Here is a 20369-nt window from a genome sequence, read left to right as displayed (position 1 = left end):
GGAGGAACAATGGCTATCCTGGATAACCTTGGCAACCTGCTTCGGCGTGGCCTGGACACCTTTCGTGATTTGCCCCGCCTGGAAACCTCGAACTCCCAGCAGGCGGCTGCACCAGTTCGCCCGGCACCCGCAGCGGTGCAGATGAGCGACTGGGCCTTCGCCTGGATTGACGGGGAGGACATCGAAAGTACTGGCTTCCCCTACCGGGCCAACGAGTGGTTTCCGCTGGCCCAGATGCGCACCCCCGAGACCGCCCACTTCCGCGTTATGGCGGGGGAGAAACGCTTGCGCGTCTACCTGAAGGGGCAGCAGACCGTGGCCGGGCAGAACCTGGGCGCACCCCAGGCCCGCACCGTCAACCTGCCCTACCTGATCCAGAGCGCCCAGGGGGCCCCCACCCTGCCCTCTGCCTACCACCCCGACGTGGCGGTATGGGCCCAGGTGGGTGGGGTGTGGCAAAAACTCGTTATTACCAGCGTGAACTACGCCGGCGGCCAGGTAACATTCACCGAGCCGGCGGGGGTGCCCACCACCAGCAACATCGAGATTTACTACACCCATGCCGACGGCCAGTTCCGCTTCCGGGTGGCCCGGGACGCGGGCGGGATTGACGATAGTGTAGCGACGGTGTTCAACCAGTCCTTCGGCACCATGCACTCGGTTGACCAGAACAACCTGGAAACCATGCTGGCCTGGCCGCAGCAGGTGGAGCTGGTGCCGGGCACCCGGCTGGTGCTCGAGGTACGCACCACCCAGGTGCCCATGGTCTGGAACGACCGGGCGGGCCACTACGTCCACATCGCGGCCCTGGCCCGCCGGGTGCAGGTGCTGGATAAGGGCCAGATCAACCGCCTGGCCGAGCTGGAGAACCGGGCGGGGCTGTAAGGAGGGCGTAGCGTATGAGCTTCAGCACCGGCAACGCCTACCAGATCACCTTCAACGACAACAACCTGGCAACCAGCGGCCCGGCAGAGCCGCCGCTGTGGAAGCAGATCCTTGGCGGCCTGGGAGATGTGAGTTCCCTGTTAGACCCCTACATCTACACCGACCAGGAAAAGGCCCGGTACGACCTGCTGAAAGCACAGGCCGAAGCCGAAAAGGCCAGGGCCCTGGCCGAGGCCGAGAAAGCCAGGGCTGCCGGCATCGCGGTGCAACCCCAGCCCGCGGTGCCAGCCTGGGTCTGGGTGGTGGGGGCCGCCGCGCTGGTACTGGTGTTGGTCTTGATGCTGCGGGATTGAGATGGAGTTGCTTGGGTTTCTCGGAAGTGCGCTGGGGGGTCTCTTTGGGTTTCTTGGCGAAGATCGCAAAGCCAGGGCTATTGAAGAGGCCGCTCGAGCCCAGGTTCAGACCTCGCGGAACCTGGTGGACGGGGCCATTGCCCAGTGGGCCGAGCTGCGCCGGGCGGAGGAAGCCAAAGCCGCAGCCCAGCGTGACCTGGGCTACTGGCAGGAGGACACCCAGCGCACCCGCATCTACTACAACTACCAGGCCGCTCGTTCAGGCCAGGCCGCGCTGTTATTGGTTACCGGCGCGGGCCTGCTCGGCGTGATTCTGTGGAGGTTGGGGCGTGAAGCCGATTGAGGTATTCGCTGTTGTGGGCGCCGGAGGCCTGGCCGCCTTTGGGCTGTACACCTACGCCAGGAGCCGGCCCAAAGCGGAAGAGACGGTGCCCGGCATCCCGCCCCAGGTGCCCACCCACCCCGGTGTTTCAGGGCAGGAGCGCACCAGTTTGTGCCAGGTGCTCACCGGATACCGCTCCAAATTGAAAGAGTACGAAGACCTGCGGGCCGATGCCGAAAAAAAGATGCGCGACCTGGAAAGCCTGGCCCAGGGCAACTGCCGCAGTTACGCCCAGGATCCCACCTTCCAGTACCACTGCAACGGCTTTCCAATATGCGGTATCAACGAATGGTGGACAGTAAGCGGCACCCAGACCAACCAGGACGCCTACAACGCCTGCATGACCTTCCTGCAGGCCGGGGGTGGCCTCGAGCAGCGCAAACACCCCAAAAAAGAAGGCAGCTCCTGGGACGATACCTGGGCGGACATTGACCGCATCAACAGCCAGATCGGGGCCGCCTATAACCAGGTGCAGAATCTGCGCAACCAGTACCAGGAGGCCCAGCGCCAGGCGGAAGAAGCGCGGCAGCAGATCAACAACCTGCGCCGCCGGATTGCTGATCTGGAAGCCCAGGGGGTGTTTTGCTGATGGAATTCCTGGACGCCGTGGACAAGGGCCTGGGGGTGGTGGCCTTTCTGGCTTTTCTGAAGCTGGTCTTCAGCGATCTGCAGGAGATAAAAGCGGCCATGAGGCAGATAGAAAAACACCTGGCGATCCAGGTTGAACTATCGGCCCAGGCCAGGGCCAGGAAAAAAGAAGAGGTGCGAAATGGACGCTAAAACCCTTGTTTTGCTTGCGGTGGGAGGTGTGCTGGTGTACTTCGGCTGGAAGGCCCTGGGCCAGCCCCAGGCGCAGACCGACCCGGCCGAACCAGACAACCAGCAGCAAGAGCAGCCCGGCTCCGGCTGGAACGACGGATGGAACCCCGACTATCAGAACCCCGGCGGGGGTGCACCGGGCTTTGGCTACGGCTCGTTCAGCAACCCCTGCGCGATCTTCCCAAGCCTCTGCCGCCCTTCGACGCCGCTTGGAGGGTATGAGATATGAACTGGGTCTGGTGGCTGGTGGGCGGTCTGGGCGTGGCCGGTGTGGGGCTATATGTCGCTTCCCAGGCTGGGACGCAACCACCACCTCAAGCTCAACAACCGCCTCAAACTACTTCGCCCCCAACCCCTGCTGGTGATACAGGCTATATCACCTGCATGGCAGCCTGGCCCTGTGCGGATGGTTCTACCCAATCCGGCTGCAGCGCACAGGCAGCCTGCGCCAACCACGGGGGGCCGGCTACGGCGGGCAGAATAGCCATCGTTGAAAGAAAAAGCGATCTTGCTTGGAACCAAACAGAACAAACCCCGATTAGTGATACAGGCTATATCACCTGCATGGCAGCCTGGCCCTGTGCGGATGGTTCTACCCAGTCCGGCTGCAGCGCACAGGCGGCCTGCGCCAACCACGGGGGGCCGGCTACGGCGGGCAGAATAGCCATTGCCTACGATAGCGACCTTGCTTGGAACCAAACAGAACAAACCCCGATTTGGGATCGCATCTAGGGGGATAGGGTGAACTGGACTGACTTTATACCATCTGGAAACCTATGGATCGTCTGGCTGCTCCAGGCCAGCTTAGCCGTAGGCGTAATAACCTTGTTTGCTGGCGGTTTGATAGCGCTCCTTGGGAAGATTCCCATAGTGGGGCCAATCCTGGCGGGGATCGTGCGCATCATCGCCGGGAACTACGAGCGCTGGCTGTCGGAGCGCGTTCCCAAACTGGCCGAGCAGGTGGTGCTCAGCGTTGAGGAACGGTATCGCAAAAGTAACCTTTCCTTTGAAGAACGGGCCCAGACCAAGCTGGAGGAGGCCATTTCTGCCTTGCAGCAGATGGCCCCAGGCCTGGGCCGCGATATCGCCCAGCGGCAGGTAGAGGCCGCGCTATCGCGCATTCGGGCTACCGGGATGGAGCAGAAAGCAGGAGGTGCAAAGTGAACTTTCAGGACGGCGTGCAGGTGGGCGCTGGCTTTGTGGTAGGCGCAGCGCTGGTCTGGTTGGGGATTATCCTGATCTTGGCGATTCTGGGGGCCCTCATTGGACGAGATGGCAGCAGCAACCAATAGCGGAACAAACCTCTGGCAGGCCTACAAGCAGGGGGTGGGGGTGGGCCTGGGGCTCCTCACGGTCTACGCCCTGGCCCTGCTCATCCTGGCCCTGCTAGTTCGGCAAAGCATAGGCAATTTGCCCACCCAGCCCCCGCAGGAAGGAGGCCCTACTAAATGTTCAACCTCTTGGGCATGAAACCGGAAGAAATCATCACCCAGGCCCAGGGCGCGGTGAAGGCCCTGGAAGAAAGGCTGGCCTGCCTGGAGGACAGGCTGGCGGCCATCCAGCGCACCCTGGAGTACGAGTACGGGCGGCCCCGGCGGGACGTGGCCGGGCACGACCCGGCCCGGCTGCCCCTGATCTCCCAGATTGACGTATATGGCATTCCTACTGGCGAAGTCTTTGGTTACAACCGCTCCCACCTAGACGTAGCGGGTGTATTAGGAAAGCCCGCCACAAGAGGCCACTTAGTTAACATGGGATACAGTAACGTTCAAATCTGGTTCTCTTATGGTTCCTCCAAAGTGGGGCCATATATTCTACCGCCATCAGCAGCTCTGGAGATCTCTTTCCTTGTAGAAAAAGTGGAGTTTGAGGTGGATCTTGAAGGGGGCTATAGCAAGATCCAGGTGCTCTTTCAATGAAAGGAACTAATGAAAGTGTGTGTAACTCTCAACCGTGGACGCAAACGCATTAGCCGCAGTGTGCGATTTACGGGACATGTCAAAAGGGTAAGAATAGAGTGTCGAAGCGAAATCATCATTACATAGCCTGGGCCGTTTTAGGCGGCGCGGCCCTTCTGGCCCTGGCCGGGGGACGGGCGGCTTCGGCTCCTCGTGGTGGGGGAACCGTTGGTGCGCCGCCATCCCCTACCTGCCCCTACCCGCCCCCAGGCCCTCCGCCCCTGGATAAGAGCCGCTGGGATCTCATAGATCGCATCTATGCCCGTGTCGTGGAAGCTAACCCGCGCCTGAAAAATACCTCGTGCAGTGAGTGCGGGGGCCGCTCGCTGGCGGCGGTGGTGGCCGGGGCCCTGGCCCAGGCCGAGGGGCTGGAGGTGCCCCCCGATCTGGTGGTGGCAGTGGCCTGGCACGAGAGCACCTTCAACCCGCATGTAGACCGGGTGGCGGAGGCCCTGCGAATAAGCAACAACGGGGCCAACTGCGCTTCGGGTACGGAAATTGGCCCCATGCAGGTCAAGCCGTGCGCGTTCAGGACTGTGCGACTTGATCCAACGCTCCTGCTCAACATGCCCACGCCGGTGCGGATTCAGTACGCGGTGTCTGCCGGCATTTTGTACCTGCGCTGGCTGAAAAACATTCGCCTGCCCGGTGCATCCTGGTGTGAGGTGCTGCACGCCTACAACGTGGGGCCGGGGGCCTTCCTGGCGGGGCAGCGGAATGCAAGCTATGTGCAGGCCATTCTGGGTAAGGTGGGGGAGTATTCGGAGTTGAGGGTTTAGGTGTCAATAAGGTGTCAAGCGATAACCCCAGCCTTTAGCAAGCTGGGGTTTTAGCGTCCTGGACTGGTGCGCCCGGCAGGACTCGAACCTGCGACCTAAGGTTTAGGAAACCTTTGCTCTATCCATACTGAGCTACGAGCGCACGGGGCTTGCCCAGGCAAGCAATCCAGATTGTAACATCTACCCTCCAGGGCATCCATAGGCCCAAAACGATAGCAACCAGCTCTCATCAAAGCAGGTTGCAACAGCTACTGCCTCACCATAAATAAAAATTGGTTTGCAGGCGTGTTGTTCAGGGGCTCGAGGCCACCTGTAGTCCCCGGAATGAAGCAGCCTATAATGTTTCCGGTATGCCCGATTTCGAAGCCGTGGTAGGGCTGGAAGTCCACCTGCACCTCAAAACCAAAAGCAAGATGTTCTGCGGCTGCGATGCCAGCTATTTTGGCGACCCGCCCAACACCCACACCTGCCCGGTCTGCCTGGGCCTGCCGGGGGTACTGCCGGTGGTCAACGCCCAGGCCGTGGAGTACGGCATCCTGTTCGGGCTGGCCCTGAACTGCCAGATTGCCCCCTGGACGCAGTTCCACCGCAAGAGCTACTACTACCCCGACATGCCCAAAAACTACCAGATCTCCCAGTACGACCTGCCCATCGCGGCCCACGGCTACCTGGAGGTGGAGGGGCAGCGGGTGCGCATCAAGCGGGTGCACCTCGAGGAGGACGCGGCCAAGTCCACCCACCCCGAGGGGGCCTCCTATTCCCTGATTGACCTCAACCGGGCCGGCTCCCCCCTGATCGAGATGGTCACCGAACCGGACATCCGCACCCCCGAGCAGGCCCGGGTTTTTCTCTCCCACATTCGCTCGATCGCCCAGACCCTGGGGGTATCCGACGCCAACCCCGAGGAGGGCAAGATGCGGGCCGACGTGAACGTCTCGGTGCGGCGGGTGGGAGAGCCGCTCGGAACCAAGGTCGAGATCAAGAACCTGAACTCCTTCCGCAGCGTGGCGCGGGCCCTCGAGTACGAGATACGGCGGCAGCAGGAAATCCTGCGCAGCGGGCGCAGGGTCGAGCAGGCCACTTTAGGCTTCGACGAGGCCGCCGGCAAAACCTACGTGATGCGCCTGAAGGAAGGTGAGGCCGACTACCGCTACTTCCCCGACCCCGACCTGCCCCCCATCGTGGTGGACGAGGCCTGGCTTGAGCGGCTCCGCGCGGCCATGCCCGAGCTGCCCGCCCAGAAATACGCCCGCTACGTGGAGGCCGGGGTGCGCCCCTACGACGCCGAAATCCTGGCCTACAACCCCTCGCTGGCCCGCTTCTTCGACCAAACCCTGGCCCACCACCAGGGCAACCCCCAGACCGTCGCCAACCTGCTCAACGCCGAGGTGGCCGGTTATCTGAACGAGCGGCTGGTGGAAGTGCAGGAGACTGCCCTCACCCCCCAGCACCTGGCCGCGCTGGCAGGGCTGTTCGAGCGACGCGAGATCACCAACCGGGTCTTGAGCCAGCTACTCCCCGAGGTGATGGAAGGGGCCGACCCCTTGAAGCTGGTGGAGGAACGCGGCCTGCGGGCGGTCGCGGACGAGGGCGCGCTGCGGCCCCTGGTGGAGCGGGTGGTGGCTGCCAACCCCAAGGTGGTGGAGCAGGTCAAGGGTGGCAACCTCAAGGCCGCCAACGCCCTGCTGGGCCCCATCATGAAGGAGACCAAGGGCACCGCCAAGGCCGACGTGGTCAAAAAGATGCTGGGCGAGATGCTGGGGGTCGAGCTATGAACTACCGGGAAGCGGGGGTGGACATTGAGCGCAAGGCGGGCGCTCTGAAGGCCGCCGCCAGCAAAATCAAGGAAACCTACACCCCCGAGGTGCTGCGGGGCCTGGGGGCCTTTGGGGGGATGCTCGAGGTCGCCTGGCTCAAAGCGATGGCCGAGCCGGTGCTGGTGGCCTCCACCGACGGGGTAGGCACCAAGACCCTTCTGGCCGCCCAGACCGGGCGCTATGGGGGGCTGGGCTTCGACATCGTGAACCACTCGGTCAACGACCTGCTGGTGCAGGGGGCCCGGCCGCTCTTCTTCATGGACTACATCGCCAGCGCCCGGCTGGAAGCCGAGGTGCTGGCCCAGATCCTGGCATCGCTGGCCGAGGCCTGCAAGGCGGTGGGCATCCCCCTGCTGGGGGGCGAGACCGCCGAGATGCCGGGGGTCTACCAGGAGGGCGGCCTGGATCTGGTGGGCACCATTGTGGGCGTGGTGGATAAGGCCCAGGTGGTGGACGGCTCCAGGGTACAGCCCGGCGACGTGCTGCTGGCCCTGCCCTCCTCGGGGCTGCACACCAACGGCTACAGCCTGGCCCGCAAGGTGTTCGCGGGGTGGAACCTCGAGGAACCCCGGCCCGAGCTGGGCGGGCAGTCGCTGGCCGAGGCCCTGCTGGAACCCCACCGCTGCTACCTGAACGAGGTAGAAATCTTGCAGCGCGAGGGCCTCGAGATCCGCGCCATGGCCCACATCACCGGTGGGGGGGTGTTCGAGAACCTGCCCCGGGTGCTGCCGGAAGGCCTGGGGGCCGAGATTCGGCGGGGCAGTTTCCCCATCCCTCCCATTTTTGAGCTGATTCAGCGGGCCGGACAGGTTCCCGAGCAGGAGATGTACCGGGTCTTCAACATGGGGCTTGGTTACATTTTGGTCTTGAGTCCAGACGTGGCGTCCAAGGCCCGGCAACGGCTACCGCAAAGTTACCCCGTAGGGTATATCATGGAAGGGTCAGGGATTAGAGTTGTCTAAGCCCGGCACCTTCCTATGAAAGAACTCTGGCTGGTACGCCACGGCGAGACCCCCTGGAACGCGGAGGGGCGTTTTCAGGGGCATTACGACATCAATCTCTCCCCGCAGGGCCTGCACCAGGCCTTCCGGGTGGCCGAGCGCCTGGCCGCCTGCCGCCAGGGCTTCGATGGCCTGTACAGCTCCGATCTGCAAAGGGCGGCCCTCACCGCCAAGCCCATCGCCGAGGCCCTGCGCCTTACACCTACCTTCGACCCCCGCCTGCGCGAGATTTACGCCGGCGAGTTGCAGGGGCTGTTGCGCAGCGAGATGCAGGTGCTCTACCCCGAGTTCCACGAGGCCATCCAGCGCGACCCCTGGAACACCAAGCGCCCCGGCGGCGAGAGCATGGCCGACCTGGCCGCGCGGGTACAGGAATTTATCGAGGAGCTACCGGAAGGCCGGTTTATCGTGGTGACCCACGGGGGGGTGATCCGGGCCGCGCTCAAGATTGTGCTCGAGCTGGAGAATGGTTCCTGGCGCAAGTTTCAAATCCAGAACACCTCCATCACCCGTCTGCTCTACCCCGAAGGCACCGCCCTCTCGATTGGGGATGTGGGCCACCTCGAGGCCTGGGCCGAGGGGCTGATGGACGAGGCCACACTCTCGTAGCTACCTCGACCAGCGGATGCTCAGTTCTTCCCCATCCCCCATGGCTTTAGCCAGCAGCTCGATGAGGGCCGGGTCGGCGCCCTGCTCACGCCAGGTCTCCAGTAAATCCGCATTCAGGTAGTAGTCCTGATCCTGGGCGTGTTCCTCTTCCATCTGGGCGACCAGGAACGAAAGCTGGGCCTCGCTAATCTGGCCGATGGGCGCGCCGGTATCGGCGTTGAACAGTTGCACCATGACAATAGTGTAGCAGGTGGGTATACTTGCGGGCATGGACAAGCCTTCCCGACTCAGACCGGCCTCCTGGCTGGTGGCCGCTGGCCGCCCAACCGCGCCCGGCGAACCCCTCAATACCCCGCTGGTTCCGGCCTCCAACTTCATCCTGGGGCAGGAACGGGCCTACGCCCGCGACGGCGGCACGCCCACCTGGGAGGCCCTCGAGGCCCTGGTGGGGGGGCTCGAGGATGGGAAGGCCGTGGCCTTTGCCTCGGGTATGGCCGCGGTGGCGGCGGTTTTTGATCAGCTTCCGGTGGGGGCGCTGGTGGTGCTGCCGGACGACTGCTACCAGGGGGTGGTGGGGCTGGCCCTGGCCGGAGCCGAGAAGAAGCGCTGGTCGGTGCGTCGGCTGGCCCTGGAGGACACCGAGGGCTGGGTGCGGGCCTGTGGCGAGGCCGACCTGATCTGGCTCGAGTCCCCCTCCAACCCGCTGCTCACGGTGGTGGATCTGGCCGCCATCGGACAGGCCCCGCGCAAGCCCGGCGCCATTCTGGCGGTGGACAACACCTTTGCCACCCCCCTCAACCAGCAGCCCCTGGCGTTTGGGGCCACGGTCTCCATTCAGTCGGCCACCAAGTTTATCGGGGGCCACTCCGACCTGCTCGGGGGGGTGGCCACCACCCGCGACGAGGCTTTGTGGCAGGCCCTGCGAAAGTCCAGGGAACTCAGCGGCGCCACCCCCGGCACCCTCGAGGCCTTCCTGGCCGTGCGGGGGGCGCGCACCCTGGCCCTCCGCCTGCAAAAAGCCCAGGAGAACGCCCAGACGCTGGCCCTTCGCCTCGAGCAGCACCCCCGGGTGGCCCGTGTGCGCTACCCAGGCCTCCCCTCCCACCCCACCCACGCCACCGCCAGGCGCGTGCTGAAGGGCTTTGGCAGCATCATCTCCTTCGAGCTGCACGGCGGGGCCGCCGAGGCCGACGCGGTCTGTCGGCGCGTCCGGCTGATCCGCCACGCCACCAGCCTGGGGGGGGTGGAGTCTACCATGGAGCGCCGGGCGGCCATTCCGGGGCAGGAGCACCTACCCCCTTCCCTGCTGCGGCTGAGCGTGGGCATCGAGGATGTCGAGGATCTCTGGGCCGACCTCGAGGCCGCCCTGCAATAACCCGGTCAACCTGCTATACTTTTGGCTTTGTGGAGAACCTCACCCCCCGCGCCCTGGGCTTTCGTATGCCCGCCGAATGGGCCCCGCACGCCGCCACCTGGACGGCCTGGCCCTACGACGAGGAAAAATGGCTGGGCTACCTGGAGCCCGTGCGGCAGGAGTTCGCGGCCTTCGTGAACACCCTGGCCCGCTTCGAGCCGGTGCACCTGGTGCTGCACGACGAAGAATCCGAGCGGGACGCCCGGCAAAGGCTGGCGGGCCCCATCACCTTTCACCGCATCCCCCACGACGACCTGTGGCTGCGCGACTCCGGGGCGATTTTTGTAACCCGTACCCCCCCGTCGGGGCCAGTTGAGGTGGCCGCCGTCAACTGGGAGTTCAACGGTTGGGGCGGGAAGTACCCAGCCCAGCAGGACAACCAGATGCCCTTGCAGATGGCCCGCATCCTGGGCATGGGGCTGTTCGAGGCGGGCATCGTGATGGAGGGGGGGAGCCTCGAGGTCAACGGTCAGGGGGTGGGCCTCACCACCCGGCAGTGCCTGCTCTCACCGGCGCGCAACCCCGGCCTCGACGAGGAGGCGCTCGAGGGCTACCTGCAACAGTTTCTGGGCATCGAGCACCTGATCTGGCTGGGCAACGGCCTCGAGGGCGACCACACCGACGGACACATCGACACCCTGACCCGCTTTGCCTCGCCCTATACCATTGTGACGGCGGTCTGCCCAGACCCCGACGACCCCAACCACCGCCCCCTGCAGGAGAACCTGGAAATCCTGCGAAGCCTGGGGGGTTTTCGCATCGTGGAGCTGCCCCTCCCCAAAAACCCGCTCTGGCTGGATAGCGAGACCCGCCTCCCCCTCACCTACGCCAACTTCTACATCGCCAACGGCGCCGTGCTGGTGCCCATCTACGGCGACCCCCACGACGAACAGGCCCTGGAAATCCTGCGCCCGCTCTTCCCCGGCCGCGAGGTGATCGGCCTCCAAAGCCGCTACCTGATCACCGGCGGGGGCAGCTTCCACTGCGTCACCCAGCAGCAGCCCGCCGGCGCCATATGGCCGGGCCAAACACGCTAGAGGAGCCGCCATGACCAAGCTAGCCGTTGTTCAGATGTCCATGACCGCCGACCGCGAGCAGAACGTGGCCAAGGCCACCCAGATGGTGCGCGAGGCCGCCGCCCAGGGCGCGCAGATCGTGCTGCTGCCCGAGCTTTTCGAGAGCCTCTACTTCTGCCAGGTCGAGCGGGAAAGGTTCTTTGCCCTGGCCCACCCGGTCGAGCATCACCCTTTTCTGCCGCACTTCCAGCAGCTAGCCCGGGAGCTACAGGTGGTGCTCCCCATCTCGTTTTTCGAAAAAGCGGGGCAGGCTTACTTCAACAGCCTGGCCCTGATTGACGCCTCGGGGGAGGTGCTGGGGGTTTACCGCAAGTCGCACATCCCCGACGGCCCCGGCTACGAGGAGAAATACTACTTCAACCCCGGCGATACCGGCTTCAAGGCCTTCCCTACCCGCTTCGGCCACGTGGGGGCCGGCATCTGCTGGGACCAGTGGTTCCCCGAGTGCGCCCGCAGCATGGCCCTGCTGGGGGCCGAGATTCTGCTCTACCCCACGGCCATCGGCTCCGAGCCGGCCGAGGCGGGCGGGGTGGATACCAAAGACATGTGGCAGCGGGCCATGATCGGCCATGCGGTCGCGAATCTCTGCTACCTGGCGGCGGCCAACCGGGTGGGCACCGAGGTGGTGGAGGGCCACACCCAGACCTACTACGGCTCCTCCTTCATCGCCGACTACATGGGCAACAAGCTGGCCGAGGCCGGCCGCAGCGAAGAGACCATCCTGCTGGCCGAACTCAACCTGGAGGAAGCCCGCGCTTTCCGGGCCGGTTTTGGTTTCTTCCGCGACCGTCGGCCCGAGCTGTACGGCCCCCTCCTGACCCTGGACGGCAAAACCCGCGCCCCCCGGTCTTAACGCTTGGCACCTAGCGGATTAACCGCAGGCTGGGGAAGACCGCGGTGAAAACCGTGTCGTCGAAGCTCATCACCCCGAGCCCGTGATACTCGGCATGGGCGGCAATCAGGAAGTCGGCCAGGGTTCTTCGCGGGAGCCCGCCCTTGCGCCTACTGTCCAAAGCCCCTACCCGCCGCTTCCCACACCGCGGGCGGCACCTCCCAGAGGGTAGATATCTGGGCTTTCTGCAGGAAAAGTTGGATGCCCGGCGCATCGCTCGAGGCCATCAGCTCGGCGTGTACCACCGGCGAGAGAACCAGCGCCCCATACTTTTTCAGGAGCTGCCGGGCGCGGTCGTGGTGGACACCCGCCTTGTTGAGCGCCGAAAATATCACGTTGGTGTCCAGGCTAATCATCCAGGCTCCGCATCTCCCGCACGTACCGCACGGCATCATCGTGGGTCTCGGCGCGTAGCGCGGCGAAGTCGTGCTCGGCAAGCACCTCGTCGAGCACCTTGGACAGGTCAGGGCGGATCACCCAGATCTCCAGACGCCCCTCCTTGACCACATACTCCACGCGGTCGCCCGGCTTGATGCCCAGCGCCTTGCGGACTTCTACCGGTAAAGTAAGTTGATATTTTCCACTTACCAATCCTTGCGCCATAAACTTACCGTAACAGAAAGCAATCGAGGGGTGGGCTCCTCTCAGGCTTCCAGCGGCCCCACAACAAGCTGGCTTTGGATAAACTTTGGGCATGTTTCACGGCAAAGTGGTACTGGTCACCGGCGCAGCCCGGGGCATTGGACGGGCCATCGCCGAGGCTTTTGCGGAGGAGCAGGCTCTTCTGGTTCTGTGCGACGTGCGGCCCGAGGGCCTCGAGGTAGCCAAGCGCCTGGGGGGCCTGTTCGTCTACGCCGACCTGGCCCAGCCCGAGCACCGCGAGCGTTTGGTCGAGCAGGCGGTCAAGCAGTGGGGTGGGGTGCACGTCCTGGTCAACAATGCGGCCATCGCACCCCCCGGTTCGGCGCTCAAGGTGGGGCTGGCCGACTGGCGGCAGGCCCTGGAGGTCAACCTGACCGCCCCCATGCACCTCTCGGCGCTGGCCGCGCGGGAGATGGTCAAAGAGGGCGGGGGTGCGATTGTAAACGTAGCCAGCGTGCAGGGCCTGTTCGCCGAACAGAACAACGCGGCCTACAATGCCTCCAAAGGGGGTCTGGTCAACCTGACCCGCTCCTTGGCGCTCGACCTGGCCCCCATGAAGATCCGGGTCAATGCGGTGGCCCCTGGAGCCATCGCTACCGAAAACGTGCTGGAGGCCATCCAGATGTCCCCGCACCCCGAACTCACCCGGCAGGACTGGGAAGACCTGCACGCCCTGCGCCGCTTAGGCCGGCCCGAGGAGGTGGCCCAGGCTGTGGTGTTTTTGGCCTCCGAAAAAGCCAGCTTTATCACCGGGGCGATCCTGCCGGTGGACGGCGGCATGACCGCCAGCTTTATGATGGCGGGCCGGCCCGTCTAAAGCCTCACTCCTGGTGCAGGAGCAGCTCCCCGCTGGGCTTCTCGCCCTCGGTGCCCCGGACGTTGGCCCAGTGTTTGAGCAATTGGTCGCGGGCATCCAGAACGGCCTGCTGGATGCGGCTCAGCTCGGTGCGGGAAAAACCGTTGTTGGACTGCAAGGCCAGCGGCTGGAGCGAAAACTTGGCGACGTGCCCCTCATGCTTGACGCAGATGTAGGGGGGCTCGAGGTTATAGCCCGAGTTGACGTAAAAGCGATACTGTCCCGAACGGTGAATGGTTATCATACAGGCCTGGCTCCTCCCTTAATGTGATAAATAACCGTAAATAGCAGGGACGACGTAACGTCATGGTAACAGAAAGAAACCCCGCTGGCATGAGATGGTGTTAATCTCCGTCGGGGCCTGTTGCTTCCGAGGTAAACGGAACGGTTTCGGACGGCCTCAGTGCGGAGGACAGGCCGACTAGCGGCTAAACGACCAGGAGAGCACCTGGCCCCCGCGGTAGGGCATCACTCCATGAAAAGGCCGTGGATCGGCATCGAAGACCAGCGGCAAGAAGTACCGGTCGCCCGGCCACATGGGCAGCTCCTGGCGCAGAATTTTTTGGATGGGTACCCAGTGCAGCTCGCCTTCGCCATTGGCTGCATGGGGGCTGCCTGTCCATTCTGTAATCAGAAAAATGAAGCCGAACCAGTCCTCGCCCTGCCGGCCAAACCCCGGCCAGGAGATGGTGCCGCGCAGGTGGAGTTGCAGTGCAGTGAGGCCGGATTCTTCCAGGATTTCCCGCCGCATGCCCGCCACCACGTCTTCGTGGGGCTCGAGCTTGCCGCCCAGGCCGTTGTATAGGCCATAGGCCGGATCCTGAGACCGGGCGTTGCGGTACACCAGCAGCACCTCCTGCCTGTCCGGCGACAGCACGAAGCCCAGGGTAGCCAGGATGGGGGTATAGGGCATGGGGAGGCGACCGCGACTACGCGCCTTTCCAAAGAATGCGCCCGCAGGAGGGGCAGCGCACCACCTTGCTGGCCTGGTGAACCTGCTGGGCCACGTGCATGGGAAGCTGCACATTGCAGGCGGTGCAGCGGTAGCCGTTGCCGGCCTTGGCCATTTTGGTCAGGCCGGTGCCTTTGCGAGCCCGGCGGATGGACTCGTACTCCTTAACAATGGCAGTGGGGATGGTGGCCGCTAACTGGTCGCGGCTGACCTTTTTGGACTGGTATTCGGCCTCGAGGGCATCCACCCGCGCCTGGTTGGCTGTCTCCAAAGCCTCGAGCTTAGGCCGGGCCTCTTCCATCTGGGCCTTGACCTGGGCCAGTTCCGCCTCCAGCTTCTCGATCTGCTCGAGCAGCGGCATAATCTGACCGACGATATCCTTGTTGTTGCCCTCGAGGTCTTCAATCAGGCCCGACAACTGGCGAATCTGCTCGCCGTACTGGGTCTGCTCTTTAGCCCCGGTGGCCTGGGCCTGGGCTGCCTTGGCTTTTTCGCGCTTGCTTTTGAGGTCTTGCAGCTCGAGGTCGAGCTTGTTATAGGCCAGGCGCACCTCGCGCAGCTGCTCTTGCAAATCGCCCAGAGAAATTTCCAGTTTCCTGAAGTGCTCACGGGCCTGGGCCAGCTCATCGGGAACGCGGGACTGATCTTCGCGAATCTGGTCAAGCTCGAGGTCGCGTTCCTGTAAACGGTTCAACTCGGCCAGCGGGTCACTCACACCTATAGTCTAACACCGCCCAGCGGGCCATGGGGTCAGACTGTTCCCAGCTTGGCCTCATCGGCCAGGTCAGGTGTTTCTTCTTCTGCCTTCTGGGCTTTTTTACCCTTGCCTGGCTTGCGATCCAGCTTGCGCACCTCTTCAATAAAGTTCTCCAGGCTGTCAAACTCGCGGTAAACCGAGGCGAAACGAATGTAGGCCACCGGATCGAGCTCCTTCAGGAAGGCCAGCGAACGCAGCCCGATCTCCTCGGAGGTAATTTCCATCTCCTTGACGGTATCTTCGAAGCCGAAGGCAAACTCCTGCAACACCTCCGGATCGATGGGCCGTTTACGGGCGGCCAGGCTCAGGCCGCGCAAAAGTTTGTTGGGGTCGAAGGTCTCTTTACGCCCCGAGCGCTTGATGACCAGCAGCGGCTCCACCTGGGCCCGCTCATAGGTGGTGAAGCGGCGCTTGCAGACCGGGCACTCCCGGCGGCGGCGAATCACCGAGCCCTCGTCGGAAGGACGCGAGTCCAGCACGCGGCTATCGGGGTTCCCACAAAAAGGACAGTTCATAGGCCTTGCAATCCAGCCAGTGAGGTCGTCGGTGGCCTCATGGCAGCTCCCTCAGCAGATCGTAGATCTCTGGTTGGTGGGGGGGATCGGGCAGCAGAACCTCCAGGAGCTGGCCCCGCACCCCTTCTGAAACCATCGAGCCCAGCGCAACAGCCACCCGCACCAGGGATCGGTCGTGCTCCTCACCCACCGGGTCGCGGCTGGGGATGACCCCGTTGACCCGCACGTTGGTGGGGAAGACCCGGGTGGCCCCTTCAATCAGGCCGGTCACCGCACCGCGAATGGCGGCCACGTGGGGCTGTTCGCGCTGCAGGGGGGGGAGTACCAGGGTGACGAACCCCCCCCCGCTCAAGTAGCGCAGGCCCTGCTGCAACACGTACAGGCTCGACTTTACATCGGCGTTGAGCAGATCGTACCACTCGGCCTCCAGCAGCTCTACAAAGGGGGTTTTGCTCTCAGCGCTGGTCACGTGGACTATCCCATCCAGCATCCCAAAGAGCTCCTCGATTTTCTCGAAGGTGTTGATCACATCCAGCACCACCGACATATCCCCCCGGATGGGAATGGCCGGGGCGCCAAGCTGCTCAACCTCGGAGGCGATGGCGGTCGCCATCTCCACGTCGGGGTCTACCGTGATAACCGTGGCCCCATTGCGGGCGTAAGAACGGGCAATTGAACGCCCAAAGCCCCGCCCCGCTCCGGTGACCATGACGATGCGCTGCTCCAAGCCTAGTAAATCTCGTGAAAATTCGACCATTGGTTTTCATCATAGCGCAAAAAGCCGTGTGGCGCGTAACGAACCTACCCATGTCTCAGTCGGCAGCCTGCGAGGTGGCAGCCTCGAGGCCCTGTGTTTCGAGGAATACCTTCACCAAATTTTGGTCGAGGTGCCCGCTCTGGGCGCTGCGCCAAAGCTCCTGGGCGGCTTGCTCCGGCGATAGGGCGGTTTTGTAAGGCCGGTGGGAGCAAAGGGCGTCGAAAACATCGCAGACAGCAAAAATGCGGGCTGCCAAGGGGATATCTTCCCCGGCCAGGCCATCGGGGTAGCCCCGCCCGTCCCAGCGCTCGTGGTGGTGCCGCACAATCTGGCGCGCCGCCAGGGGTACAAAGGGCAGGTTGCGCACCAGGTCGTCCCCCAGATGGGTATGGGTTCGCATGGTGCAAAACTCCTCAGGGGTTAGCTTATCGGGCTTGAGCAGGATGGCATCGGAGAGAGCAAGCTTGCCCACATCGTGCAGGTAGGCCCCCCAGCGCAGGTCGCGCAGCTCGGCCTCACTCAGGCCCAGCGCCCGGCCTAGCTGCTCGACCAGGGCCGCAACCCGGTCGGTGTGCCCGGCGGTCTCGCGATCCCGCGCCTCCAGGGCCAGGCCGATGGCTCGCAAAGCCCCTTCGTAGGCGGTCTCGAGCTGCCGGGTGCGCTCCAGGCGCAGGAGCAAGGCCCCCAAAATCTGGGCAGCCCCCTCCAGCAGCCGATCCTCCGCCGGGCCCCAGCCCGGGCTGGGCTCCAGCCGCATCAGGGCCAGGACCACCTTCAGCTCGGGTTCATGAACCACCGTGCGCAGGTACAGGCCGCGTATACCCACCCTGGCATACGGCTTCAGCAAAGGGTGTGCGGCGGTATCGCCAACCCGAAATGCCTTTTCTATCGGGATTAGGTTGACCAAAGGGTGCTCGAGGGGCAGGGGCTTCTGCAAAAACTCCTTGGCCTCGGCCCCCAGATGGCCCGTCAGCCAGCGCAGGTGGTATCCATCCGGCTCCTGCACCCCCAAGGCGATCGCGTCGGCGTGACCCATCTGGCGAATTTTCTCCATCGCCGCAGGCAACAAGGCCGCATCGTTGCCCCCCAGCATCTGTGAGAGTTCGAGCAGGGCGGTTTTTTCGGCGATTTCGGCCTCGAGGCTCTCGTTGGCCCGCACGCGCTCCAGGGTGTTGGCTGCGATGTTGCCGATGATTTGCAGCAGGCGCACGTCACGCTCGAGGTAAGCCCGCTCGCCGTTGCGCGCGGAGATCAGCACCCCCAGGGGCTGGCCCTGGGAGTTGAGCAGGGGGATTACAATCTCCGAGTAAGCCTCTGGGGGGTGCCTGAACTGTCCGTAGGCCCGCTGATCGAGGTGGGCCTGATCCAGCCAGATGGGCGCGCGGGTCTCGATGGCCGCCCAGCCCAGGCCCCATCCCCTGGGCACCAGGGTGTCCTTGATCTCCAGGAACATCCCGGCGGCTGCATAGCAGCGCTGCTGTTCACCATCGGGATCTAGCAGCAGCAGCGCTGCTATGCAGCCGCCTGGTGATCTCGCTGGTGCCTTTGAGTCCCCGCAAGGCCCCGCTCAGGGCTTCGATGACCTCGAGCTCGCGTACCCGGGCCTCGAGCTCGCTTTGCTGGCGATGCACGGCCAAAAGCGCCCGAACCTGCTGGGCGTACTGCCGGGCCACCTCGATCGATCGGTGATCGAAGGCCCGGTCGTGAAAGGCGTCGAGGTTGATCTCCGCCATCACCTCATCGCCCAACGGTATGGGCACACAGAGAGTCGAGCGGATCTGCTGGATGCGCTGGTGGCTGGCCCGGTTCAGGCGTTCATAAAGCCGGCAATTGGCCGCCTGGGTGGCCCAGATTCGCTGCAAATCGGCGTGGTTGGCAATGCGGGGCTGCCCCCGGCGCCACTGTAAAGGGTCTCCATGCCAGGCCATTGCTTCGTGGGCGCTGCTGCGCAGCCCCAAAACACCTTCGTCGAAGCCTTGCTGCGCCACAAAGACGAAATCGGCCCCCTGCCGCAGGCGGATGCTACCGGCCTGGGCACCGGGCACCACCTGCACGGCCGAGGCCAGGAGCCGCGACCATAGCTCTGCCTCCGAGCGGTGGGGCAGCGCCGCCACGGTATCGAGCAGGGCCGCGTACACCGACTCAATCGAGGCGCTGCGCCGCTGGTGTTGCAGCGCCTCGAGGTAAAAAGCCAGCAGGGGCCCGGCCGATATAACCTGTAGCAAAAACCCCAGCACCAGCCTGTCCAGCCTCTCCTGGGTCGCCAGAAAAAGCAGCCCGCTGTTGGTTAGCGCCAGCAGCGGTAGCACCACGGCCAGGGCCCGAACCGGGCCCTTGGGGGCCAGCCTTGGGTAAAGCCAGCGCACCACCCCCCCGCCCAGCAGCACCCCCAGCCCCAGGGCCACCAGATGGCCGGCCCTGGATGGCAGCGGGAGGCCCAGCGCGCGCAGCAAAAAATCAACACCCAGGCCCAGCCCGCCCAACAAAAGCAGGCCCCGCCAGGTTCTGCCCCAGCGCGGCGGCTGATCCAGCGATGCCAGCAGCAGCCCCACCTGCAGGGCCAAAAGACCGAAGTAAAGCCCCGGAAACCAGGCGCTCGACCAGACCAGCAGGCCCACTGCCCCAAGAAGCATGTAAAAAGGCGTATGTCCCCAGCGCCCTCGATGGCTAAAAACAACCACCAGCAAGGTGGTTAGCAAGCTCGAGATGACCACCCCCCACATCCACACAGCGCGCCCAGCATATCCACCCAGCCCCCACCCGCGCAGGACATTTGCACCAAAAGAGGCCCCGCGGCGTTACGTGCGGCAGGGGCCTTTCTCTGCTACAGTGTCGGGTGGACGCAGTCGGGGCCACAGGGTTATTGGCTGTTCCAGGGCTTGTAGCTAAAGGAGGAATTGTTCAATGCAGGTTCGGCCTTTTTTGTTTTCGGCGGCCGATTATCAGACCTACGCAGCGGTGCGGCAGGCCGCCCACCCCGAAAGTCCGCCCGACCTGGCCGGGCTGCAGCACCTCGACCGCACTCGAACCCAGGGCGATGTGCTGGCGCGCTTTGTGGTTGAAGTGGCGGGAGAAGCCGTAGGGGTGCTGGAGTACGCCACCCCCTACTACGACCCCAGGCCGGGGGTGCTCGAGGTGCAGTACTACCTGCACCCCCACCACCAGGCCCTGGAAGGGCCCTTGTGGCAGTTTTTGCAGGGGCGCATCGCCCCACACCAGCCGCATGCGCTGCAGACCACGGTGCGGGAAGACTGGCCCCAGTACCGCTTTCTAACCGCCCAGGGCTTTGTCGAGGTGGAGCGCCGCTGGGACTCAGTGCTCGACCTGGCCCACTTCGACCCCAGCCCCCTGGCCCGCCCCCTGCCGCCCGGCCTCACCATCCAGCCCCTGAGCGCCCTGCCCTGGCAAGAGGAAGCCTTTCAGCGTGACCTGTATGCACTGGAAATCGAGTTGCTGGGAGATGTGCCCACCGCCGAGCCCATCACCCCCTGGCCCTTCGAGGTCTGGCAGGAGCGCAGCCTCAAAGGCCCCAACCTGCTGCCCGAGGGGTTCTTCGTGGCCCTCGAGGGTACGCATCTGGTGGGGCTGACCATGCTTTTCAAGTCCCACCGCCCCCAGACCCTGCAAACCGGCCTCACCGGGGTGCGCAGAAGCCACCGCCGGCGGGGCCTGGCGCTGGCCCTCAAGCTGCGGGCAGCGGAATTCGCCCGGGTTTATGGGGCCCGGTACATCCGCACCTCCAACCATCAGATCAACCGCCCCATGCTCGCCATCAACGAGGCCCTGGGCTTTGTGAAGGAGCCGGCCAGGGTGCTGCTGCGCCTCAGCCCCGTACCCCTAAAACCTGGCCAGCCTGCTTTTGGCGGGTCTTCTGACCCGCAGCCCTAGCCCCGCATCCGAGGAAT

At 64.3% G+C, this 20369-nt stretch carries 30 protein-coding genes and 1 tRNA gene; 19 read left to right on the top strand and 12 right to left on the bottom strand.

From position 1 onward, the window contains the following. The first annotated feature begins 9 nt into the window (after window positions 1-9). The 11 genes from MRUB_RS00435 (at window position 10) to MRUB_RS00390 (ending at window position 5176) form a co-directional block, all read left to right on the top strand. A complete protein-coding gene (locus MRUB_RS00435) occupies window positions 10-885 on the top strand; it encodes a hypothetical protein (protein WP_013012386.1) in 876 nt (291 codons plus the stop codon). Between the two features lie 14 nt (window positions 886-899). Then, window positions 900-1238, top strand: coding sequence for a hypothetical protein (locus MRUB_RS00430; RefSeq protein ID WP_013012385.1), 339 nt, complete (start codon window positions 900-902; stop codon window positions 1236-1238). Window position 1239: 1 nt separating this feature from the next. Next, window positions 1240-1581 carry a hypothetical protein gene (locus tag MRUB_RS00425; protein ID WP_013012384.1) on the top strand — a complete coding sequence of 114 codons (342 nt, stop codon included), beginning with the start codon at window positions 1240-1242 and terminating at the stop codon, window positions 1579-1581. Further along, window positions 1568-2209, top strand: a complete 642-nt coding sequence (locus MRUB_RS00420; protein ID WP_013012383.1) for a coiled-coil domain-containing protein — start codon at window positions 1568-1570, stop codon at window positions 2207-2209. The genes MRUB_RS00425 and MRUB_RS00420 overlap by 14 nt, the downstream gene beginning before the upstream one ends. Next, window positions 2209-2400: a hypothetical protein gene (locus tag MRUB_RS00415; protein WP_013012382.1), complete on the top strand. Its 192-nt coding sequence runs from the start codon at window positions 2209-2211 to the stop codon at window positions 2398-2400. The genes MRUB_RS00420 and MRUB_RS00415 overlap by 1 nt, the downstream gene beginning before the upstream one ends. Continuing rightward, window positions 2390-2668, top strand: a complete 279-nt coding sequence (locus MRUB_RS00410) for a hypothetical protein (RefSeq protein WP_013012381.1) — start codon at window positions 2390-2392, stop codon at window positions 2666-2668. Before MRUB_RS00415 ends, MRUB_RS00410 begins: the two co-directional genes overlap by 11 nt. Before the next feature lie 611 nt (window positions 2669-3279). Then, window positions 3280-3603 (top strand): hypothetical protein, encoded by a 324-nt coding sequence (locus tag MRUB_RS00405; RefSeq protein ID WP_223299578.1) that lies wholly within the window; start codon window positions 3280-3282, stop codon window positions 3601-3603. Continuing rightward, window positions 3600-3731, top strand: a complete 132-nt coding sequence (locus tag MRUB_RS16155) for a hypothetical protein (RefSeq protein WP_280109456.1) — start codon at window positions 3600-3602, stop codon at window positions 3729-3731. The genes MRUB_RS00405 and MRUB_RS16155 overlap by 4 nt, the downstream gene beginning before the upstream one ends. Next, on the top strand, window positions 3712-3909 hold the full coding sequence (locus tag MRUB_RS15445; RefSeq protein ID WP_013012379.1) for a hypothetical protein: 198 nt from the start codon (window positions 3712-3714) through the stop codon (window positions 3907-3909). Before MRUB_RS16155 ends, MRUB_RS15445 begins: the two co-directional genes overlap by 20 nt. After that, window positions 3906-4358, top strand: coding sequence for a hypothetical protein (locus MRUB_RS00395; RefSeq protein WP_244403983.1), 453 nt, complete (start codon window positions 3906-3908; stop codon window positions 4356-4358). The genes MRUB_RS15445 and MRUB_RS00395 overlap by 4 nt, the downstream gene beginning before the upstream one ends. A gap of 308 nt (window positions 4359-4666) precedes the next feature. After that, a complete protein-coding gene (locus MRUB_RS00390; RefSeq protein WP_013012377.1) occupies window positions 4667-5176 on the top strand; it encodes a transglycosylase SLT domain-containing protein in 510 nt (169 codons plus the stop codon). A 64-nt stretch (window positions 5177-5240) separates the two neighbouring features. On the opposite strand, the gene MRUB_RS00385 is transcribed toward MRUB_RS00390, so the two are convergent. Beyond that, a tRNA-Arg gene (locus MRUB_RS00385) sits at window positions 5241-5318 on the bottom strand. A gap of 208 nt (window positions 5319-5526) precedes the next feature. Here MRUB_RS00385 and gatB point away from each other — a divergent pair. The 3 genes from gatB to MRUB_RS00370 are packed head-to-tail and all read left to right on the top strand — an operon-like array spanning window position 5527 to window position 8603. Further along, on the top strand, window positions 5527-6951 hold the full coding sequence (gene gatB, locus MRUB_RS00380) for an Asp-tRNA(Asn)/Glu-tRNA(Gln) amidotransferase subunit GatB (protein ID WP_013012376.1): 1425 nt from the start codon (window positions 5527-5529) through the stop codon (window positions 6949-6951). Next, complete coding sequence (gene purM, locus MRUB_RS00375; RefSeq protein ID WP_013012375.1) at window positions 6948-7955, top strand: phosphoribosylformylglycinamidine cyclo-ligase; 1008 nt, start codon at window positions 6948-6950, stop codon at window positions 7953-7955. Before gatB ends, purM begins: the two co-directional genes overlap by 4 nt. 15 nt (window positions 7956-7970) lie before the next feature. Further along, complete coding sequence (locus tag MRUB_RS00370) at window positions 7971-8603, top strand: histidine phosphatase family protein (protein ID WP_013012374.1); 633 nt, start codon at window positions 7971-7973, stop codon at window positions 8601-8603. Here the strand turns inward: MRUB_RS00370 and MRUB_RS00365 are convergent, their stop codons facing one another. Continuing rightward, complete coding sequence (locus tag MRUB_RS00365; protein WP_013012373.1) at window positions 8604-8837, bottom strand: hypothetical protein; 234 nt, start codon at window positions 8835-8837, stop codon at window positions 8604-8606. It lies immediately after the preceding gene. Between the two features lie 34 nt (window positions 8838-8871). Here MRUB_RS00365 and MRUB_RS00360 point away from each other — a divergent pair, with 34 nt between their 5' ends. From MRUB_RS00360 to aguB, 3 genes are read left to right on the top strand one after another with little or no spacing between them, the layout of a single operon-like run. Further along, entirely contained in the window at window positions 8872-9978 is a 1107-nt protein-coding gene (locus MRUB_RS00360; RefSeq protein ID WP_013012372.1) for a trans-sulfuration enzyme family protein, read from the top strand. 29 nt (window positions 9979-10007) lie between these two features. Further along, entirely contained in the window at window positions 10008-11054 is a 1047-nt protein-coding gene (locus tag MRUB_RS00355) for an agmatine deiminase family protein (RefSeq protein ID WP_013012371.1), read from the top strand. Between the two features lie 10 nt (window positions 11055-11064). Then, the gene (gene aguB / locus MRUB_RS00350; protein WP_013012370.1) at window positions 11065-11946 is read left to right on the top strand and encodes an N-carbamoylputrescine amidase; all 882 of its coding nucleotides are present in this window, start codon (window positions 11065-11067) and stop codon (window positions 11944-11946) included. A 10-nt stretch (window positions 11947-11956) separates the two neighbouring features. On the opposite strand, the gene MRUB_RS15690 is transcribed toward aguB, so the two are convergent. Genes MRUB_RS15690 through MRUB_RS00340 form a run of 3 tightly spaced genes read right to left on the bottom strand, consistent with a single transcriptional unit; the run spans window position 11957 to window position 12588 of the window. After that, the gene (locus MRUB_RS15690; RefSeq protein WP_015586584.1) at window positions 11957-12106 is read right to left on the bottom strand and encodes a PilT protein domain-containing protein; all 150 of its coding nucleotides are present in this window, start codon (window positions 12104-12106) and stop codon (window positions 11957-11959) included. Next, window positions 12096-12341 carry a PIN domain-containing protein gene (locus MRUB_RS00345; protein ID WP_013012369.1) on the bottom strand — a complete coding sequence of 82 codons (246 nt, stop codon included), beginning with the start codon at window positions 12339-12341 and terminating at the stop codon, window positions 12096-12098. Before MRUB_RS00345 ends, MRUB_RS15690 begins: the two co-directional genes overlap by 11 nt. Further along, entirely contained in the window at window positions 12334-12588 is a 255-nt protein-coding gene (locus MRUB_RS00340) for an AbrB/MazE/SpoVT family DNA-binding domain-containing protein (RefSeq protein WP_013012368.1), read from the bottom strand. The genes MRUB_RS00345 and MRUB_RS00340 overlap by 8 nt, the downstream gene beginning before the upstream one ends. An 85-nt stretch (window positions 12589-12673) precedes the next feature. Here MRUB_RS00340 and MRUB_RS00335 point away from each other — a divergent pair, with 85 nt between their 5' ends. Further along, window positions 12674-13444 (top strand): SDR family NAD(P)-dependent oxidoreductase, encoded by a 771-nt coding sequence (locus MRUB_RS00335; RefSeq protein WP_036198083.1) that lies wholly within the window; start codon window positions 12674-12676, stop codon window positions 13442-13444. Window positions 13445-13448: 4 nt separating this feature from the next. Here the strand turns inward: MRUB_RS00335 and MRUB_RS00330 are convergent, their stop codons facing one another. From MRUB_RS00330 to MRUB_RS00300, 7 genes are all read right to left on the bottom strand, one after another. Continuing rightward, entirely contained in the window at window positions 13449-13727 is a 279-nt protein-coding gene (locus MRUB_RS00330; RefSeq protein ID WP_013012366.1) for a DUF4160 domain-containing protein, read from the bottom strand. A 177-nt stretch (window positions 13728-13904) separates the two neighbouring features. Next, entirely contained in the window at window positions 13905-14396 is a 492-nt protein-coding gene (locus tag MRUB_RS00325; RefSeq protein ID WP_013012365.1) for an NUDIX hydrolase, read from the bottom strand. A 16-nt stretch (window positions 14397-14412) separates the two neighbouring features. Next, window positions 14413-15150, bottom strand: a complete 738-nt coding sequence (locus tag MRUB_RS00320; protein WP_013012364.1) for a zinc ribbon domain-containing protein — start codon at window positions 15148-15150, stop codon at window positions 14413-14415. A 35-nt stretch (window positions 15151-15185) separates the two neighbouring features. Next, on the bottom strand, window positions 15186-15707 hold the full coding sequence (gene nrdR / locus MRUB_RS00315; protein ID WP_013012363.1) for a transcriptional regulator NrdR: 522 nt from the start codon (window positions 15705-15707) through the stop codon (window positions 15186-15188). Window positions 15708-15744: 37 nt separating this feature from the next. After that, window positions 15745-16464 carry an SDR family NAD(P)-dependent oxidoreductase gene (locus MRUB_RS00310; protein WP_013012362.1) on the bottom strand — a complete coding sequence of 240 codons (720 nt, stop codon included), beginning with the start codon at window positions 16462-16464 and terminating at the stop codon, window positions 15745-15747. A 55-nt stretch (window positions 16465-16519) separates the two neighbouring features. Then, the gene (locus MRUB_RS00305; RefSeq protein WP_013012361.1) at window positions 16520-17917 is read right to left on the bottom strand and encodes an HD domain-containing phosphohydrolase; all 1398 of its coding nucleotides are present in this window, start codon (window positions 17915-17917) and stop codon (window positions 16520-16522) included. A 28-nt stretch (window positions 17918-17945) separates the two neighbouring features. After that, window positions 17946-19097: a GAF domain-containing protein gene (locus MRUB_RS00300; protein ID WP_244403982.1), complete on the bottom strand. Its 1152-nt coding sequence runs from the start codon at window positions 19095-19097 to the stop codon at window positions 17946-17948. A 271-nt stretch (window positions 19098-19368) separates the two neighbouring features. On the opposite strand from MRUB_RS00300, the gene MRUB_RS00295 reads away from it, so the two are divergent. Further along, a complete protein-coding gene (locus MRUB_RS00295; RefSeq protein WP_013012359.1) occupies window positions 19369-20352 on the top strand; it encodes a GNAT family N-acetyltransferase in 984 nt (327 codons plus the stop codon). Window positions 20353-20369: the final 17 nt, after the last annotated feature.

The sequence above is a fragment of the Meiothermus ruber DSM 1279 genome (assembly GCF_000024425.1).
In the GTDB taxonomy this organism is placed as follows: domain Bacteria; phylum Deinococcota; class Deinococci; order Deinococcales; family Thermaceae; genus Meiothermus; species Meiothermus ruber.
The sequence above is the reverse complement of the archived record's forward strand: the minus strand, read 5'-3'. Positions and strand labels throughout refer to the sequence as shown.

Coding starts and splice junctions, on each gene's coding strand:
- MRUB_RS00340 (WP_013012368.1), bottom strand. CDS start 12,588: ATGGCGCAAGGATTGGTAAGTGGAAAATATCAACTTACTTTACCGGTA.
- MRUB_RS00415 (WP_013012382.1), top strand. CDS start 2,209: ATGGAATTCCTGGACGCCGTGGACAAGGGCCTGGGGGTGGTGGCCTTT.
- MRUB_RS00435 (WP_013012386.1), top strand. CDS start 10: ATGGCTATCCTGGATAACCTTGGCAACCTGCTTCGGCGTGGCCTGGAC.
- MRUB_RS00345 (WP_013012369.1), bottom strand. CDS start 12,341: ATGATTAGCCTGGACACCAACGTGATATTTTCGGCGCTCAACAAGGCG.
- nrdR (WP_013012363.1), bottom strand. CDS start 15,707: ATGAACTGTCCTTTTTGTGGGAACCCCGATAGCCGCGTGCTGGACTCG.
- MRUB_RS00325 (WP_013012365.1), bottom strand. CDS start 14,396: ATGCCCTATACCCCCATCCTGGCTACCCTGGGCTTCGTGCTGTCGCCG.
- MRUB_RS00365 (WP_013012373.1), bottom strand. CDS start 8,837: ATGGTGCAACTGTTCAACGCCGATACCGGCGCGCCCATCGGCCAGATT.
- MRUB_RS00360 (WP_013012372.1), top strand. CDS start 8,872: ATGGACAAGCCTTCCCGACTCAGACCGGCCTCCTGGCTGGTGGCCGCT.
- MRUB_RS00430 (WP_013012385.1), top strand. CDS start 900: ATGAGCTTCAGCACCGGCAACGCCTACCAGATCACCTTCAACGACAAC.
- MRUB_RS00310 (WP_013012362.1), bottom strand. CDS start 16,464: ATGGTCGAATTTTCACGAGATTTACTAGGCTTGGAGCAGCGCATCGTC.
- MRUB_RS00295 (WP_013012359.1), top strand. CDS start 19,369: ATGCAGGTTCGGCCTTTTTTGTTTTCGGCGGCCGATTATCAGACCTAC.
- MRUB_RS00305 (WP_013012361.1), bottom strand. CDS start 17,917: ATGTTCCTGGAGATCAAGGACACCCTGGTGCCCAGGGGATGGGGCCTG.
- MRUB_RS00370 (WP_013012374.1), top strand. CDS start 7,971: ATGAAAGAACTCTGGCTGGTACGCCACGGCGAGACCCCCTGGAACGCG.
- gatB (WP_013012376.1), top strand. CDS start 5,527: ATGCCCGATTTCGAAGCCGTGGTAGGGCTGGAAGTCCACCTGCACCTC.
- purM (WP_013012375.1), top strand. CDS start 6,948: ATGAACTACCGGGAAGCGGGGGTGGACATTGAGCGCAAGGCGGGCGCT.
- aguB (WP_013012370.1), top strand. CDS start 11,065: ATGACCAAGCTAGCCGTTGTTCAGATGTCCATGACCGCCGACCGCGAG.
- MRUB_RS00330 (WP_013012366.1), bottom strand. CDS start 13,727: ATGATAACCATTCACCGTTCGGGACAGTATCGCTTTTACGTCAACTCG.
- MRUB_RS00300 (WP_244403982.1), bottom strand. CDS start 19,097: ATGCTTCTTGGGGCAGTGGGCCTGCTGGTCTGGTCGAGCGCCTGGTTT.
- MRUB_RS00410 (WP_013012381.1), top strand. CDS start 2,390: ATGGACGCTAAAACCCTTGTTTTGCTTGCGGTGGGAGGTGTGCTGGTG.
- MRUB_RS00425 (WP_013012384.1), top strand. CDS start 1,240: ATGGAGTTGCTTGGGTTTCTCGGAAGTGCGCTGGGGGGTCTCTTTGGG.
- MRUB_RS00395 (WP_244403983.1), top strand. CDS start 3,906: ATGAAACCGGAAGAAATCATCACCCAGGCCCAGGGCGCGGTGAAGGCC.
- MRUB_RS15445 (WP_013012379.1), top strand. CDS start 3,712: ATGGCAGCAGCAACCAATAGCGGAACAAACCTCTGGCAGGCCTACAAG.